14 protein-coding genes are annotated in these 16,004 nt (G+C 60.9%); 4 read left to right on the plus strand and 10 right to left on the minus strand.

Translation table 11 applies throughout. The features are described 5' to 3' along the window. Window position 1: 1 nt before the first annotated feature. Complete coding sequence (locus G6N73_RS27065; protein ID WP_165033072.1) at window positions 2–976, plus strand: NAD(P)-dependent oxidoreductase; 975 nt, start codon at window positions 2–4, stop codon at window positions 974–976. Between the two features lie 38 nt (window positions 977–1,014). On the opposite strand, the gene mgrA is transcribed toward G6N73_RS27065, so the two are convergent. The 7 genes from mgrA to G6N73_RS27100 all read right to left on the minus strand — a co-directional run bounded on the left by mgrA (window position 1,015) and on the right by G6N73_RS27100 (window position 8,308). Further along, on the minus strand, window positions 1,015–2,061 hold the full coding sequence (mgrA, locus tag G6N73_RS27070) for an L-glyceraldehyde 3-phosphate reductase (protein WP_165033073.1): 1,047 nt from the start codon (window positions 2,059–2,061) through the stop codon (window positions 1,015–1,017). Between the two features lie 58 nt (window positions 2,062–2,119). Next, entirely contained in the window at window positions 2,120–3,262 is a 1,143-nt protein-coding gene (locus tag G6N73_RS27075) for a Gfo/Idh/MocA family protein (RefSeq protein ID WP_165033074.1), read from the minus strand. Between the two features lie 30 nt (window positions 3,263–3,292). Next, entirely contained in the window at window positions 3,293–4,039 is a 747-nt protein-coding gene (locus G6N73_RS27080; protein ID WP_165033075.1) for a sugar phosphate isomerase/epimerase family protein, read from the minus strand. 36 nt (window positions 4,040–4,075) lie between these two features. Then, a complete protein-coding gene (locus G6N73_RS27085) occupies window positions 4,076–5,161 on the minus strand; it encodes an ABC transporter ATP-binding protein (RefSeq protein WP_165033076.1) in 1,086 nt (361 codons plus the stop codon). 6 nt (window positions 5,162–5,167) lie between these two features. Further along, on the minus strand, window positions 5,168–6,109 hold the full coding sequence (locus G6N73_RS27090; protein ID WP_165033077.1) for a carbohydrate ABC transporter permease: 942 nt from the start codon (window positions 6,107–6,109) through the stop codon (window positions 5,168–5,170). After that, entirely contained in the window at window positions 6,102–7,001 is a 900-nt protein-coding gene (locus tag G6N73_RS27095; protein ID WP_165033078.1) for a carbohydrate ABC transporter permease, read from the minus strand. Before G6N73_RS27095 ends, G6N73_RS27090 begins: the two co-directional genes overlap by 8 nt. 68 nt (window positions 7,002–7,069) lie before the next feature. Next, window positions 7,070–8,308: an ABC transporter substrate-binding protein gene (locus tag G6N73_RS27100; RefSeq protein WP_165033079.1), complete on the minus strand. Its 1,239-nt coding sequence runs from the start codon at window positions 8,306–8,308 to the stop codon at window positions 7,070–7,072. A 380-nt stretch (window positions 8,309–8,688) separates the two neighbouring features. Here G6N73_RS27100 and G6N73_RS27105 point away from each other — a divergent pair, with 380 nt between their 5' ends. Continuing rightward, a complete protein-coding gene (locus tag G6N73_RS27105; RefSeq protein WP_165033080.1) occupies window positions 8,689–9,747 on the plus strand; it encodes a LacI family transcriptional regulator in 1,059 nt (352 codons plus the stop codon). 69 nt (window positions 9,748–9,816) lie between these two features. Here the strand turns inward: G6N73_RS27105 and gndA are convergent, their stop codons facing one another. Both gndA and G6N73_RS27115 read right to left on the minus strand, forming a co-directional pair. Then, complete coding sequence (gene gndA, locus G6N73_RS27110; protein ID WP_165033081.1) at window positions 9,817–11,247, minus strand: NADP-dependent phosphogluconate dehydrogenase; 1,431 nt, start codon at window positions 11,245–11,247, stop codon at window positions 9,817–9,819. Window positions 11,248–11,302: 55 nt separating this feature from the next. Beyond that, complete coding sequence (locus G6N73_RS27115; protein ID WP_165033082.1) at window positions 11,303–11,734, minus strand: Fur family transcriptional regulator; 432 nt, start codon at window positions 11,732–11,734, stop codon at window positions 11,303–11,305. A gap of 785 nt (window positions 11,735–12,519) precedes the next feature. Between G6N73_RS27115 and G6N73_RS27120 the strand changes: the two genes are divergently transcribed. Next, window positions 12,520–13,296: an MBL fold metallo-hydrolase gene (locus G6N73_RS27120; RefSeq protein ID WP_165033083.1), complete on the plus strand. Its 777-nt coding sequence runs from the start codon at window positions 12,520–12,522 to the stop codon at window positions 13,294–13,296. 286 nt (window positions 13,297–13,582) lie between these two features. On the opposite strand, the gene G6N73_RS27125 is transcribed toward G6N73_RS27120, so the two are convergent. Then, window positions 13,583–13,945, minus strand: coding sequence for an endonuclease domain-containing protein (locus tag G6N73_RS27125; protein WP_165033084.1), 363 nt, complete (start codon window positions 13,943–13,945; stop codon window positions 13,583–13,585). A gap of 391 nt (window positions 13,946–14,336) precedes the next feature. Between G6N73_RS27125 and G6N73_RS27130 the strand changes: the two genes are divergently transcribed. Next, on the plus strand, window positions 14,337–15,947 hold the full coding sequence (locus G6N73_RS27130) for a hypothetical protein (RefSeq protein WP_165033085.1): 1,611 nt from the start codon (window positions 14,337–14,339) through the stop codon (window positions 15,945–15,947). The last annotated feature ends 57 nt before the right edge of the window (window positions 15,948–16,004 follow it).

A 16,004-nucleotide genomic window follows, 5' to 3' on the forward strand; every position in this document is an offset into this window, starting at 1 on the left:
CGTGGCGATCATCTTTTCCACGCATGAACTGCACCGCCAGGCGACGGATATGCTGTCCAACGCGGGCGAGTTCGTCATCGCTTCGGCGCTGGACGCCGATACGCTGACGCGGGAAGCGGCGAACGCCGAGATCGTCATCGTGCGCGCGCCGTTGCCGCCCCAACTGTTCAAAGACGCGCCGAGGCTCCGCGCGGCGATCCGGCACGGCGCGGGGCTTGACATGATCCCCATCGAGGCCGCGACGAAAGCAGGCGTGCTGGTCGCCAATGTGCCGGGCGTCAATGCGCGCTCCGTCGCCGAACATGTCTTCTTCGTGACGCTGGCCCTGCTCCGGCGATTTCGCGCGATGGACCGCGACCTGCGGGCAAAAGGCTGGCTCGCAGGGCGTGAGCGCGCCAATTCGGCCGGCGAACTGGCCGGCCGCACCGTGGGTATTATCGGCATGGGCAATGTCGGCACGGAAGTCGCCCGCATCGCACGTTTCGGCTTTGGCCTGGAGGTGATCGCCAACACCCGCGATCGCAGGAATCTGCCCGATAACGTGGCTTTCGCCACCGTCGACGATCTGGTCCGGCAAAGCGACATCATCGTGCTCTGCTGTCCGCTGACTTTGGAGACAACCGGATTGATCAGCCAGGATCGCGTCCGGCAAATGAAGCCGGACGCCTTGCTGGTCAATGTGTCGCGCGGCCCTGTCATCGACGATGCCGCTCTGCTCAAAGCGCTGGCCGGCAGGAAAATCGGCGGCGCGGCGCTGGACGTTTTCGCCACGCAGCCGCTGCCGGCCGACCATCCTTATTTTTCGTTCGACAATGTGATCGTCACGCCGCATCTGGCCGGCATCACCGAGGAAAGCATGATGCGCATGGGTGTCGGCGCGGCCGAGGAGGCGATCCGGGTGCTCGATGGCGGGCTCCCGGTCAATCTCTGCAATCCCGAAGCGGTCGAACACTACCGGCGGCGGTTTCCCACCTGATCCCGACGGCGAACGGCCGGGGTTCGCCAAGGCATGCGCTATTTCCGCGCCGGTCCTTCCCGCTCTGCCGATTTGGCCCATAGATTGATGTTGGCGTCGCGGGCGTGCTGGTCGATCTCGGCCAACTCCTGGTCACTGAAGTCAGGCGCCTTCAGCGCGCCGACGCAGTCGTCGACCTGCTCGGGGCGGCTGGCGCCGATCAGCGCCGACGTGACCCTGCCCTTGCGCAGCACCCAGGCCAGCGCCATCTGGGCGAGCGTCTGCCCGCGATTCTCTGCGATCGTGTTCAACGCGCGGATGTTGGAGAGCGTCCGGTCGTTGAGGAAGGTCTGCTTGAGCGACTTGCCCTGCGCGGCCCGGCTATCCTGCGGAATGCCGTTGAGATATTTGACCGTCAGCATGCCCTGCGCCAGCGGCGAGAACACGATCGAGCCGGCGCCGATCCCGTCCAACGTGTCGAGCAGCCCGTCATCCTCCACCCAGCGATTGATCATCGAATAGCTGGGCTGATGGATCAGGAGCGGCGTGCCGAGATCACGCAATATCGCAGCTGCCTCGCGCGTGCGCTGCGAATTGTAGGATGAGATGCCGGCGTAGAGCGCCTTGCCGGACCGGACCGCGTGGTCCAGCGCCATCATGGTTTCTTCCAGCGGCGTCTCCGGATCGAAGCGGTGCGAGTAGAAGATGTCGACATAGTCGAGCCCCATGCGCCTCAGGCTCTGGTCGAGGCTCGCCAGCACATATTTGCGGCTGCCCCATTCTCCATACGGTCCGGGCCACATGTCGTAGCCGGCCTTCGTCGAGATGATCATCTCATCGCGGAAGCCGGCAAAATCGGTGCGCAATATCTCGCCGAAAGCTATCTCGGCCGACCCGGGCGGCGGGCCGTAATTGTTGGCGAGATCGAAATGGGTGATGCCGAGATCGAAGGCCTTGCGGCAGATCGCGAGTTTGGTGCGAAGCGGCGTGTCCTCGCCGAAATTGTGCCACAGGCCAAGCGAGATTGCGGGCAGTTTCAGCCCGGATTTTCCGCAGCGGTTGAAGCGCATGGTTTCATAGCGGTTCTCGGCCGGATGCCATGTCATGATCTTGTCCTTGGTAAACAGCGGGGGAGGGAGCGCGCTCGCGCCCCCTCCGATAGCGCTATTTTATCTTGGCGAGAAGCGCCCTCGCTTCTTTTATGCCGAGTGCGGCCGGGCGCTCGCAGGTCGTCTGCATGTCGACGAACTGTCCGGTTTCGCCCGATTTCAGAACGCCGGTCATGACGTCGATGGCATGCAGCGCCGCTTCGAGCGAGCAGCGATGCGGCCGGCCTTCCGTGATGGCGATCGCCATGTCGGAGAGTCCCGCGGTGCGGTAATTCGCCAGGAGACCGCTTGCATGCAGCTCATTCGGCTTCTGGAAGGGGTGGTCCCATTTCGGCAGCTTTTTCATCGGCTTGCCTGCCTTGCTGTAGCGCACCTGGCCGCCGAAGAAGTTCGGATCGGGCACGTGGAGGGTGCCGTTCTCGCCGTAAAGCTCCATCGGCGAATGGCCGTGCAGCCAGACGTCCCAGCTTGCATTGAAGGTCACCACCGCGCCGCCTGCGAATTCCATCAGCGCATGGATCGTCGTCGGCGTGGTCACCGGAATTCGTTCGCCGGCGCGCGGTTTCGACGTGATCGTGCGTTCGGCCGCGGGGATAGCGGTCAGCGCCGCGACGCGCTTCACCGGGCCGATGAGCTGGATCAAGTTGGAGATATAATATGGCCCGAGATCGAGGATCGGTCCGCCGCCCGCGACGAAGAAGAAGTCCGGATTGGGATGCCAGTGCTCCATGCCGTGGCTCATGACATGACAGGTGCCGCTGGTAATTTTTCCGAGCTTGCCGGAATCGACCAGGCTTCGCGCAAGCTGATGCGCGCCGCCAAGAAACGTGTCCGGAGCCGAGCCGATGCGCAGGCCCTTCTTCTCCGCCCTCTTCTTCAGGTCGAGCCCTTCGTCGATCGCCAGTACGAACGGCTTTTCCGAATAGACATGCTTGCCGGCGTCGAGGATCTGCTTCGACACATCGTAATGCGCCGCCGGGATCGTCAGGTTGACGATGATGTCGATGTCATCGGATTTCAGAAGCCCGTCCACGGTCTCGAAACGCAGGCCGAACTCCTTGGCGCGAGCTTTCGCCGCAGCCTCGTTGAGGTCGGCGCAGGCACGCATCTTGATACCGCGAAACATCGGCGAGAGTGAAAAATAGGCCTTTGAAATATTGCCGCAGCCGATAACGCCGACTCCGAGTTTTTTTGCCATTTTGAAAATGCTCCTGGGTATGACTGGCGGCTAGAATGTTTTTGCAGCGTCGATCGAGCGCTTGGCGAAGCGCTCGAAATCGCTCGGATTGTCATGTTCCATTGCATAGACCGTGGCCTTGGTCTTGCTCCGCAAGTCCTGCATCAGGCTACGCCAGCCAACCGTGCCGTGCCCGACATCGGCCCAGCCGTCCTCGTTGGTTGCCTCTCCCTGCCGGGCGATGTCCTTGACGTGCACGGCGACGATGCGCGAGGCGTAGCGGTCGATCCAATCGATCGGATCGGCGCCGCCGCGAATGACCCAGGCCACGTCGATCTCCCAGCCTATATCGGGCGCCGAATCGAGTATGTGCTGCTGCGGCACGCTGCCGTCGGCCAGCGGAACGAATTCGAAATCATGATTGTGCCAGGCGAACTGGAAGCCGGCCTTGTTTGCCTCTTTGCCGACGGCGGCCAGTCTCCTGCCGAACGCCTGCCAGCCTGCCGCGTCGGAGGGCCGCTGGTCGGCGACCAGATAGGGGCAGGCCATGATGCCCATTCCAAGTGTCCTGGCGAGAGCGACCGCACCGGCGAAATCGTTCTCCAGCATGTCGATCGAAAAGTGCCCGCTCGGCATGGTCAGGCCGTTGCTGTCGAGTTCGGCACGCAGGCCGGCCGGGTCGTCATAGATGCCGCCAAAACCTTCGACCTGCCTGTAGCCGAGCTCGGCCAGCTTTTTGAGCACTCCGCTCCAGGGTAGAAAATTGCGCGCGCTGTAGAGTTGAAATGACCAGTCCATATCCGTTTCCATGTGCTTTTGGGGGAGGTTTTGATTTCAGATGCGGTTGCCCGTGGCGCTGTCGAACAGCGAAGCGCGCGCGGGATCGAAGCCGATCCTGACTCGGTCGCCGGTTTGCAGCGGCCGTTCCGCGTCGACGCGGAACGATAGGTTCTGGCCGTCGAGCCTTGTCCAGACCAGTGTGTCGGATCCCATCGGCTCAACGATCTCGACATCGACTTCATGGGAAAACGGCATCGCGCCGGCGCTGTCGCCAAAGGCGATGTGCTCGGGCCGGATGCCGAGCACCGTCGGCCCGGTGCGCCGGCCACTTCCGTTGAAGGTGTAGCGGTCGACCGGCACTGGCATCTCGCCGATCTTGACGACGGCGCTCACGCCGACCTCCAACTCGCCGTCGAGAAAATTCATGCCCGGCGAGCCGATGAAGCCGGCGACGAAGCGGTTGACCGGGTGGTTGTAGATCGCATGCGGCGTGTCGAGCTGCTGTATCAGCCCACCCTTCATGACCGCGATGCGATCGGCCAACGTCAGGGCTTCGATCTGGTCGTGGGTGACGTAGATCATGGTGTTGGCGAGCTTCTGGTGCAGGCGCTTGATCTCGACGCGCAGTTCCGACCGCAGCTTGGCGTCCAGATTGGAGAGCGGCTCGTCGAACAGGAACACGTCGACGTCGCGCACCAGCGCCCGGCCGATAGCGACGCGCTGGCGCTGGCCGCCGGAGAGCTGCGAAGGCTTGCGCTCGAGCAGAGGCTGGATCTGGAGGATATCGGCCGTGCGCACGACGCGCCGTTCGATCTCGTCGTTCGCAACACCGGCGTTCTTCAGGCCAAACGTCAGATTGCCCTTCACCGTCATCTGCGGATAGAGCGCATAGGACTGAAAGACCATGCCTATGCCGCGGTCCTTGGGCTCTTCCCAGGTGACGTTTTTGCCCTTGATGAATATCTGTCCGTCGGAGATATCGAGCAGGCCGGCGATGCAGTTGAGCAGGGTTGACTTGCCGCAGCCGGACGGGCCGAGCAGAACCAGGAACTCGCCGTCGGCAATTTCGAGGTTGAGGTCCTTCAGCACCGAGATGTTGCCGAAATTGAGCGACAGGTCCTTGACGGAAACACTGGTCATATACTGCTAGCCTTTCACCGCGCCCGCGGCGATGCCGCGCACGAAAAGTCTGCCGGACGCGAAATAGACGATGAGCGGCACGAGGCCCGTCAGGATGGTCGCCGCCATGTTGACATTGTATTCCTTCACCCCCTGAACGGAGTTGACGATGTTGTTGAGCTGCACGGTCATCGGATAGGACTCGGGCTTGGTGTAGATCACGCCGAACAGGAAATCGTTCCAAATGCCGGTAACCTGCAGGATGATGGCGACGACGAAGATCGGCAGCGCCATAGGCAGCATGATTTTGAAGTAAATCGCCCAGAATCCCGCGCCGTCGACGCGCGCCGCCTTGAACAGTTCCTCCGGCACCGAGGTGAAGTAATTGCGGAAGAGCAGCGTCAGGATCGGCATGCCGAAGATCGAATGGACGATGACCAGACCCCACAGGCTGCCGTATAGGCCGATCTCGCGCAGGATGATGACGATCGGGTAGATCATCACCTGATATGGGATGAAAGCGCCGACGATCAGGATGGTGAAGAAGATGTCGGCGCCCTTGAAGCGCCAGTTGGCGAGCGCGTAGCCATTCACTGAGGCAACGGCGATCGACAGTACGACCGAGGGTATGGTGATGCGCACCGAGTTCCAGAAGCCGCGCGAAAGCCCGTCGCAATTCAAACCTGTGCAGGCGGTGGCCCATGCCTTGACCCACGGCTCGAAGGTGATTTCGACCGGCGGCGAAAAAATGTTGCCAAGCCGGATTTCCGGCATGCCCTTGAGCGACGTCACGAACATCACGTAGAGCGGCAGCAGATAATAGACCGCAATCAGGATCAGCGTGCCATAGAGAAAGATGTTGCGGCGGGAAAGGACGCGGCGTGGTTTGGCGCCGCGCGGATCGGAGACGTCCTTAGCGACGGCTTCGAACCCTGACGCGGCGACGTTGAGGGCTGCGGGATCAGACATGTCGCCGCCTTCCGAATTCGAGATAGGCCCAAGGCACGATGACGATGATCACCGAGAGCAGCATCATGGTCGAGGCGGCAAAGCCCTGGCCGAGGTTCTGGGCATGGAACATGTAGTCGTAGACATACTTCGCCGGCACTTCCGAAGCGATGCCGGGACCGCCGCTGGTCTGCGCGACGACAAGATCGTAGACACGAACGATGCCGCTGGCGATGATCACCAGCGTAGTGATGAAGACCGGCCGCATCATCGGGATGATGATGAACACGTAGGTCTTCCACATCGGTATGCCGTCCACCCGCGCGGCCTTCCAGATATCTTCGTCGATACCGCGCAGACCGGCCAACATAAGGCACATGATGAGACCCGTGCCTTGCCAGAGTGCTGCGATCAGGATGCCGTAGATGACGATCTCGGCATTGTAGAGCGGATCGAACTCGAAGCTTTCCCAACCAAGGCCGCGCACCACGCCCTGGATGCCGAAGTCGGGATTGAGCAGCCACTGCCAGATCAGGCCGGTAACGATGAAGGACAGCGCGAAGGGATAGAGGAAGATCGTGCGAAAAGTGTCCTCGAAACGGATCTTCTGGTCGAGAAGCGCGGCCAGGAGAAAGCCAACCACCAGCGAGAAGATGAGCGACAAAACGCCGTAGATCGCCAGGTTTTCGATCGCCACCATCCAGCGCGGCGCCGCCCACAGGCGCTCATATTGATCAAGCCCGATGAAATTCAGGCGCGGCAGCAGCTTCGAATTGGTGAAGGAATAGAAAACGGTCCAGGCGGTGCCGCCGAGGAAGATGACAAGCGCGGTGAGGATCATCGGAATCGAAGCGATTTTGGCGTTCAGATTCCTGAAAAGCTGGCTCGGGCGGCCGTTTTGTCTGGTCGTCATTCGGCTTTTCCTAACGCGTAGGTCGCCGGCCCCGCATGGCGGGACCGGCTTTTGGCTGATGTCAATTATCAGTCGGCGCTGGCGATAATTTCAGCGAAGCGCTTCTGCGCATCTTCCGGCGTAATGCTCGGATTGGCGAAGAATTCGGAGAACAGATCCTCCTTCTGCTTCTGTGTGTCCTGGGACATGAGTTGGTCGGTGCCGGGAATGACATTTCCCTTCGCCAGGATGTCGAGGCCCTTTTTCATGCAGTCGTTGGCGGCCCCGAGGTCGACGTCGCCGCGAACCGGCAGTGACCCCTTCTTGAGGTTGAAGGCGACTTGGGTCGTCGGGTCGAGCATGGAGGAGGCAAGTGCTTCCTGCGCCTTCGATTTCTCCTCGTCCTCGAGCAGCGGGAAGTAGAATGCATCGCCGCCGGTCGAGATGATCTCGTTCACGCCGAGACCGGGCAGGCAGGTGTAGTCCTTGCCGGCCACCTGTCCTGCCACCTGGAACTCGCCCTGCGCCCAATCGCCCATGATCTGGCCGCCGGCCTTGCCGGTGATGACGAGATTGGTCGCCTGGTTCCAGTCCTGGACATTGGAGCCCTTCGCCATCTTGCGGGCGTCGTCGGCCGCCTTGAAGACCTTGGCGATCTCAGGGCCGGCCGCGACTTCCGCGTCCTTGTCGCCGAACACCTTCATGAAGACGTCCTTGCCGGCGATCGCGACCATCAGCACGTCGAAAGCGCCGGCGGATTGCCAGGGCTGACCACCAAGCGCGAGCGGAACGATCCCGGCCTTTTCGAGCGCCGGTCCGGCGGCAACGAACTCATCCCAATTTTTCGGGACGGCGACCCCAGCCTTCTCGAATGCTGCGTTGGAGAGCCAAAGCCATTGCCACGAATGGATGTTCACCGGCACGCAGTAGATCTTGCCGTCCAGCGTGCAACTGTCGAGAAGGCTCTTGGGATGGACGATTTCGGCCCACTTCTCCTTGGTGGCGAGGTCGGTGAGGTCGCGCATCAGGCCGGCCTCGACCAGTTCCTCCGCCTGCCGGCCGTGATTGAACTGGGTGGCGCCCATCGGGTCGCCGCCGGTGATGCGGCTGATCATGATCGGCCGCGCGGTACCGCCGGAACCCGCGATGGCGCCGTCGACCCATTTGTTTCCGGTGGCGTCGAAAGCTTTGGCGAATTCGCCAACGGCCGCGGCCTCGCCGCCGGATGTCCACCAGTGTGTGACTTCGAGGTCGACGGCGGATGCCGGCGCCGCGAAGTTCAATGCAACCGTCGCCGCAAAAATTGCGGTCATGTGCCTATAACGCATCGCTGTTCCTCCCTGAATCTGAAACGTTACAGGTTGTACGCTAAGCGAATGCAAACCTCGACGCAACGGCCTATCGTTATCGGGCATCATTTTTTTCGCGCCGCGAATTAATCCGCCGCCCACGCGGGGCTGTTGCAGCGCAGCAGGTTTTGTTGCGCTGCGGCAAGGAAACGTTGGGTCCGCGCCGCAAGGCTGGCCTCATGCTCGGGTTTCCGCCACAGCTCTTTCTTTCCTGACCAGGAGAATCACATTCGCTGGAGGTTCTCAAGAATCCAACAATCTGTAACGTTTCAGATGCTTGCGAAAGCGCGCGGCCGGGTCCATGCTGCAGGCTTGTTGCCGCATTTGTCGTTTCGACGGATGGCTGGTAGGCGGGGGCCATGGACAAGGAAGTGCTGCACGACAATGAAACACTCCGGCCCGACGAGGCCGGCCGCCCGACCTTGAAGACGATTGCCTTCATGACCGGGTTGGGCGTCACCACGGTTTCGCGCGCGCTGAAGGATGCGCCGGAGATCGGCGAGGAGACGCGGCGGCGGGTGCAGCTCGTCGCCCGGCAGGTCGGCTACCGGCCGAACCGTGCCGGCGTCAGGCTCAGAACCGGCAAGACCAATGTCATCAGCCTGGTGCTCAACACCGACGAGCAGATCATGAGCTTCGTGTCGGACATCATCTACGGCGTCTCGGAGGTGCTGGCCGCGACTCCCTACCATTTGATCGTGACGCCCTATTCGCATGTCCAGGATCCGATGGACCCGGTGCGCTACGTCGTCGAGACAGGGTCGGCCGACGGGATCATCATTTCGCGCACGCAGCCGGACGATCCGCGCGTGCGCTATATGGTCGAGCGCAATTTTCCTTTCGCCACGCATGGCCGCACCGAGACCGGGCTAGCGCATCCGTTCCATGATTTCGACAATCACGCCTTCGCGGTCGAGGCCGTGCGCCGGCTGGCGAGCCTCGGGCGGCGCAGGCTGGCTTTGCTGACGCCGCCGCAGGGGCTGACCTACCACCAGCATACGGTGGACGGGTTCGCCGACGCGCTGTCGGAGACCGGCGCGAGCGAAATCCCGTTCAACACCGTCTCGATCGACCATTCGATGGAGCAGATCCGCGCCCGCACGGCGCAGCTGATGCGCCGCGAGAACCGCCCGGACGGCTTCATCAGCAGCGCGGGGGCGGCGACGCTGGCGCTGGTGGCGGGCATCGAGGATGCGGGGCTGAAGCTCGGGCGCGACGTCGACGTGGTGTCGAAGCAGTCGTCGCCGATCCTGCATCTGTTCCGGCCCGAGCTGCACCTCATCAACGAGGATTTCCGGCTGGCCGGCCGCGAGCTGGCGCGCTCGGTGCTGGGCTGGATCGGCGGTAAATCTCCGCAATCGCTGCAGAGTCTTTCGGTGCCGCAGGAGGTGGAGGGCAGTAGGGCAGTAGGGCAGTAGGGCAGTAGGGCAGTAAAGATAGTCTTCATCTTACGACCACCCGCAAGTCTTATTTCCCCATGTCGTTTCCTAATCCCCTACTGCCTTATTATTTCCCCACGGGCCGTGATGCGCGCCGGCGGCGTCGATGCGTTCGAAACCGTGCGCGCCGAAGAAGTCGCGCTGCGCCTGGATCAGGTTCGAGGTGCCGCGGCCCTGGCGGTAAAGGTCGAAATAGGCGAGCGCCGAGGACAGGGCGGGCACGGGCAGGCCGGATTCGGAGGCGCGCGCCACGATGCTTCTCAGCGAAGGATGCGCCTCCTTCATCATGCCGACGAAGGCCGGCGTCATCAGAAGGTTGGACACCGCGCCGCCTGCAAAGGCCTCGGCGATCGCGCCGAGGAATTGCGAGCGGATGATGCAGCCGGCGCGCCAGATTTTCGCGATCGTCGGCAGCGGCAGGTTCCAGCCGAACTCCTTCGACGCAGCGTCCATGACGGCGAACCCTTGAGCGTAGGCCGCGATCTTGCCGGCGAGCAAAGCGAGTTCGAGATCGCGCAGCACCGCCTCACGGTCGCCAGCGAAGGCCGAACCGCCGCCCGCGCCGTAAACGCGCTCAGCCGCCTCGCGCTCGGTCTTGATCGACGACAAGATGCGCGCCGAGACGGCGGCCTCGATCGCGGTGGCCGACACGCCGAGCGTCTGCGCCTCGATGACCGACCATTTGCCGGTGCCCTTCTGGCCGGCGCGGTCGAGGATGATGTCGACCATGGGCTGCCCGGTCTGCGGATCGTCGGCGGCGAGCACTTCGGCGGTGATCTCGATCAGGTACGAATTCAGCCGGCCGCGGTTCCAGCCGGAAAACACCGCGCCGATCTCCTTGGCCGGCATGCCGAGCCCGTCGCGCAATATGCCGTAGATCTCGGCGATCATCTGCATGTCGGCATATTCGATGCCGTTGTGGATGGTTTTGACGAAATGCCCGGCGCCGCCCGTACCGAGCCAGGCCGCGCAGGGCTCGCCTTCGTACTTGGCCGAAATGTCGGTGAGGATTTTTTCGACGCGCGCATAAGATTCCGGCGTGCCGCCGACCATGATCGACGGGCCGTGGCGCGCGCCCTCCTCGCCGCCCGAAACGCCCATGCCGATGAAGGTCAGCCCCGAGCCTTCGAGCTCGGAAAAGCGCCGCACCGTATCGCGGAAATTGGCGTTGCCGGCGTCGATGATGATGTCGCCCGAAGACAGCACGCCGCGCAGCAATGCGATCTGCTCGTCGACCGGCTGGCCGGCCTGCACCATGATGATGACCGGGCGCGGCGGCTGGATGGCGGCCGCGAGTTCCTCGATCGACGCGCAGGGCACCACCATGCCGCGCAGGCTGCCGGCGGATGCGGCGAAGGTTTCGGTACGGGCATGGGTGCGGTTGAACACCGCGATGCGGTGGCCCTTTTCGGCGATGTTGAGCGCCAGATTGGAGCCCATGACGCCGAGCCCGATCAGGCCGATTTCGGCTTCCTGCATTTTATGGCTCCCTCGTGATTGCGGCGGCGATGATTGACGCGCGGGCCGCGCCTCGTCAACCGGTGCGGCGCTTGCGGCCGTAGAGTTCGAGCCGGTGGTGCACGATGTCGTAGCCGAGTTTTTTCGCGATTTCGTCCTGCAGCTGCTCGATGCGGTCGGATTTGAACTCGATGACGTCGCCGCTTTCAATGTCGATCAGGTGGTCGTGATGGTCGCCGCCGGCCTGCTCGAAGCGCGACGGCCCGCCCTCGAAGGCGTGGCGGTGGATGGCGCCCATGCCCTCCATCAGCTTCATGGTGCGATAGACGGTGGAGAGCGAAATGCTGCCGTCGACGGCGACGGCGCGGCGAAAGATTTCGAGCGCGTCGGGATGGTCGCCGGCGTCCGACAATATGCCCAGAATAATGCGGCGCGGACGGGTGATCCTGACGCCCGCCTTGCGCAGCATTTTTTCGTAATCGGGTTTCTGGTTTTTTGCTTTTGCCATGGTTCGACTATGCGCCAGATGACAGCCAGTTGCAAAGAGTTGGGGGCGGTGGCGGGGCTTGCCGCAGGGGACAGTTTACTTTTTTCCGCCCGCGCGAACTCACAACTGCCGCCGCCTTCCTGCGGAAAGAAAGTAAACTGTCCCCGGCATACGCTTCTCCTTTGCCACGCTGCGTTGCCGCCCTGGCTATTGACCCTTCGACCCTTCGACAAGCTCAGGGTGAGGTCGAAGGTGTGGTCCGGGAAGCGGGGCGCTTGGCCGAGCCTTCCGAAACTAAATACGTGGCGCGACTTTTGCGCCCCGCCGGCGATTTCTGTCCCCGCCCGTTCCGCTGCGCCCTTAAAACCTTGCGGCTTTCGGGGCCTGTGTGCTCCTCCAGCACGCCGGGACCGTAGTGTCCCGAGGGGAACCCTTGGACGGAGCCTCTCCGGCCCCATGGCTTCGTCGGCCATGGAACGGAAGCGCCGATCCTTCCCCGCTTTCGAACGACTCCGGAGCGTTCCCGGCAGGAAGGACGGCTGCAATTATGCGGGAGAGGCGGAGGGTGTGGATAAAACCAAGGAAAACATTCCTGACACATGCTGACAGGGGCAAGCTTGGAGCGAGGCCCGCCCCCTCCACCACGCTTCGCGTGGTCCCCCTCCCCCGCTGCGCAGGGGAGGATAGGCCTCCGATCACGCGGCGCTCACGTTCGCGCGAGCGGTTTGCCCGAGACGCTGTTTCGCCTAGCCTGAAGGCTGACGCCGCGGCAGGGTAGGCCGCATTTGGATGAAGGAGGTTTCGCCATGCAATTTTCGCGACGCGACACGCTGCAGCTCGCCGGGGCGGCGGGCCTCGCAGGCTTGGGGGCCACGGTTTTCATGCCGTTCACGGCCCGAGCGCAAGGCCAGGGCGACAGCTACAAGACCGACGGCGGCGAGATCGTCGTCAGCCCGGTCAGCCATGCGAGCTTCGTGATGAGCGTGCCGGGGCTGGTGATCTACAACGACCCGGTGGGCGGCAAGGCGCTCTATGACGGCCAGCCGGCGGCCGGGCTGGTGCTGATCACGCATGAGCACCAGGACCATTTCGACCCGGAGACGCTGGCCGCGCTGGTCGGCGCCGACACCAAGCTGCTGGCGAACCCCGCCGTGATGGAAATGCTGCCGGCCGAGTTGAAGGAGAAGGCGACCGCGATCGCCAATGGCGAGAAGACCACGGTCGGCGCGATCGAGATCGAGGCGATCCCGGCCTATAACACCACCGAGGACCGCAAGAAATACCATCCGCAGGGCCGCGACAACGGCTATGTGCTGACCGTCGACGGACGCCGTGTCTACATCGCCGGCGACACCGAGGACATTCCCGAGATGCGCGCGCTGAAGGAGATCGACATCGCCTTCGTGCCGATGAACCTGCCCTTCACCATGGACATCGACCAAGCGAGCTCGGCGGTCGCCGAGTTCAAGCCGGCGGTGGTTTATCCCTACCACTACAAGGGCAGCGATCCCGAGGCCTTCGCCGCCAAGGTGGCGGAAAGCGCAGCCGAGGTGAAGGTGGTGCAGGGCAAGTGGTACGGGTGAAGGGGGCGGCGTTTGCCAGGAGCATTGGATGCAAGAAATCCCCTCTCTTGCGATTTCTAACGCTTAGCCTCGTGAAGAACTCGGCTAAGACGTTGAAATCGCTTTCTCCCCCGCATGGGGGGAGATAGAGCGTGCGGCGACGCTCGCGATATTCTTTCCACGTTTTTCAGGAATGCGGCGATAATGCCCCGCGTTATCTCCCCCTTGCGGGGGAGAAAGCGTTTTCCTGCACTTGCGAGAGGGCTTGTCCCCGAGCAAGTGCTTGGAAAACGCAAGAGAGGGGATTTTATCCTTCTCCCAACCTCCCCTGCGCCTCGCACAGGATCGTCAGGCAAACGCCGTCGATGCCCTTCAGCACATCGTCGTTCCAGAAGCGCAGCACGCGAAAGCCCGCCGCCTCGAAATGACGGTCCCTTTCCGCATCGCGCGCGGATTCCGCATGCTGGCCGCCGTCGACCTCAACGATCAGCCGCGCCTCGAAGCAAATGAAGTCGAGGATATATCCGTCAAGCGGAACCTGGCGTTTGAACTTCAGTCCTTCGATTTGCTTGTTGCGCAGCGCCTGCCACAGAACGTTCTCGGCCTTGGTCGAATCGGCGCGCATCTTTCGCGCGAAGGTGCGATGCTGCGGCGGGACGGCCTGGCGCATTGTTGAAGTACCCTCTCTTTGCTTTCTCCCCCGCCCAGAGGGAGATAGCGCCGGTATCGACCCCGCTTCAAACCGCCGGCGTTCGAGATTAGCGGAAAGGCTGACGCCGCGATATCTCTCCCCTTGCGGGAGAGAAAGCGATTTCAACATCTTAGGCAAGCCGAAGGCGCAGGCTAAGTGTTAGAAATCGCAAGAGAGGGGAATGTTTGCCCAGACGAGCGACCCCCTCTCTTGGATTTTCTACGACTTAGCGTCGCTGAAACGCTCCGCTAAGATCGTGAAAATCCTTTTTCCCCCGCCAAGGGGGAGATAACGATGGCATCGACCCTCGCCGCGAATCGCCACCGTCCGAGATTGGCGGCAGCGGTGGCGCTGCAAAAGAGGAGGATAAATGAAACGAAAAGACACAAAAGCGATGGGCCGAACGGCCGAGGATGGCGAGGAAAGTGATCGAATAGGACGTCTCGGCGAGTCACGCTTCGATTTACTTTGCAATGACGCAAAGCTATTCTGCAACAAGTTTACAGTGGACCGAACTGGAAAAGACTTCGTCGTTGAGCACCCATTGGATAAAATAAATAATTTTGTATCGTATGATAAGCGCGGAGAGCCTAAAAAATATATTTTCCAAGTTAAGACAGTTGGTAAGGGATCGCGTTCGGTCTCGATATCCTTGAGTTCGGCCGAGAGACTTATAAAGGAAGCCTGCCCAACCGTTATCTGTGTTTTTTCATATGACAAAAGCACAGACCGGTTGGATCATATGGTTTTCATTCACATAATTGACGATGTGATTGCCAAGGTTTTGCGGCGACTTAGGATGGAGTATAAACGTGGCAATCAGCGCCTTCATAAAGCGACAATCAGCATTCCGATTCCGGGAGCTCGCAAGCTTCAAATCGAAAAAGAGGTATTGCTTCAAGAACTTGATAAGCTTGGGATTCCTACGATGGAAGCTTACGCTCTTAAGAAACGTGAGCAAGTAAAAACACTAGGTTTTGACGAACATCGCTACACTATGAAAATGACTTTCGAGGCTGCGGATCAGCAAGAACTTACCGATGGATTTTTGGGTCTGCGAGAACTCAAGGTAGCGCATGCGCACGCTGAGGAGTTCCGATTCGCAATTGGCCTCCCAGCGCCAGATCTCTTCCATGGCTTCGAAAAGGGCACTGTTTTCATTACACCCGAGCCGGTCGGGTCAGGGCGGCTGGCTATAGTGGAATCCGACGGAACGACTCCGTTTGCCGCCTTGGTGAAGGTCGTAGGTGTGCCCGGGGGCGAGGTTGGAGTAGAGCCGACGTTGCTCTTTCAATGGTCTGCCGGCTATGTTCAAATAAAATACATAAAAAAATTGCTGAACGTTACTTTAAAGCCATCAAAAAGTGATATCGCAAGTTCGCAAACTTTTATCGATGAATATCGGTTTATGAGGCGCCTACTCGATTCACCCGCCCAACTGATCTACGAGGACGCACGTGGCACAGTTAGCCTGGGAACGATCGACTGGCCTCAAAAGGATGATGATCTCAGTATTCGCCGTATAGCTCGCATGCTCGATTGGTACGATGGGATTTACAGCACGGCCGGAGATTATCCGAACGAAATATCGATCGAGCGATTGTGGCAGACGCGCCGAGAAGCGAAAATACTCTATGAAATGGTGACGAAGAATGTTCGGTTTCAGACGACAAGCGAAATATGGGAAATGGAGGAAATAGATAACGCGCGCGGCCAATATGTCACTGCGATTGAACTCGCTGGATTGTGGTACGGCATCGGGATACCTCTATCCGTCTCAACTCAGGCCGCGACAGAAAAGCGAAACTGGATTGGCATTAAAGCCGGAGAAGTCCATATAGAGAGATTCAATGGCGATGTAGATAATAAATTTCCGAACTTTAGAGAGAAGATTATAAAGCTAAGCAGTTCTCAATGTAGCTTTATCCAAGACCCTGAAACATTTCTGAAGGATAATGGCACCATTGAGATTAGGCAGTAAGATTGCGCTTTTGGCGGTCTGCCTTGTTGCGATGATGCCCCTCTCTTGCGATTTCTA

This window comes from Allomesorhizobium camelthorni, assembly GCF_011045125.1.
Lineage (GTDB): Bacteria > Pseudomonadota > Alphaproteobacteria > Rhizobiales > Rhizobiaceae > Allomesorhizobium > Allomesorhizobium camelthorni.

Coding starts and splice junctions, on each gene's coding strand:
- mgrA (WP_165033073.1), bottom strand. CDS start 2,061: ATGACATGGCATCCGGCCGAGAACCGCTATGAAACCATGCGCTTCAAC.
- G6N73_RS27075 (WP_165033074.1), bottom strand. CDS start 3,262: ATGGCAAAAAAACTCGGAGTCGGCGTTATCGGCTGCGGCAATATTTCA.
- G6N73_RS27080 (WP_165033075.1), bottom strand. CDS start 4,039: ATGGACTGGTCATTTCAACTCTACAGCGCGCGCAATTTTCTACCCTGG.
- G6N73_RS27085 (WP_165033076.1), bottom strand. CDS start 5,161: ATGACCAGTGTTTCCGTCAAGGACCTGTCGCTCAATTTCGGCAACATC.
- G6N73_RS27090 (WP_165033077.1), bottom strand. CDS start 6,109: ATGTCTGATCCCGCAGCCCTCAACGTCGCCGCGTCAGGGTTCGAAGCC.
- G6N73_RS27095 (WP_165033078.1), bottom strand. CDS start 7,001: ATGACGACCAGACAAAACGGCCGCCCGAGCCAGCTTTTCAGGAATCTG.
- G6N73_RS27100 (WP_165033079.1), bottom strand. CDS start 8,308: ATGCGTTATAGGCACATGACCGCAATTTTTGCGGCGACGGTTGCATTG.
- G6N73_RS27105 (WP_165033080.1), top strand. CDS start 8,689: ATGGACAAGGAAGTGCTGCACGACAATGAAACACTCCGGCCCGACGAG.
- gndA (WP_165033081.1), bottom strand. CDS start 11,247: ATGCAGGAAGCCGAAATCGGCCTGATCGGGCTCGGCGTCATGGGCTCC.
- G6N73_RS27115 (WP_165033082.1), bottom strand. CDS start 11,734: ATGGCAAAAGCAAAAAACCAGAAACCCGATTACGAAAAAATGCTGCGC.
- G6N73_RS27120 (WP_165033083.1), top strand. CDS start 12,520: ATGCAATTTTCGCGACGCGACACGCTGCAGCTCGCCGGGGCGGCGGGC.
- G6N73_RS27125 (WP_165033084.1), bottom strand. CDS start 13,945: ATGCGCCAGGCCGTCCCGCCGCAGCATCGCACCTTCGCGCGAAAGATG.
- G6N73_RS27130 (WP_165033085.1), top strand. CDS start 14,337: ATGAAACGAAAAGACACAAAAGCGATGGGCCGAACGGCCGAGGATGGC.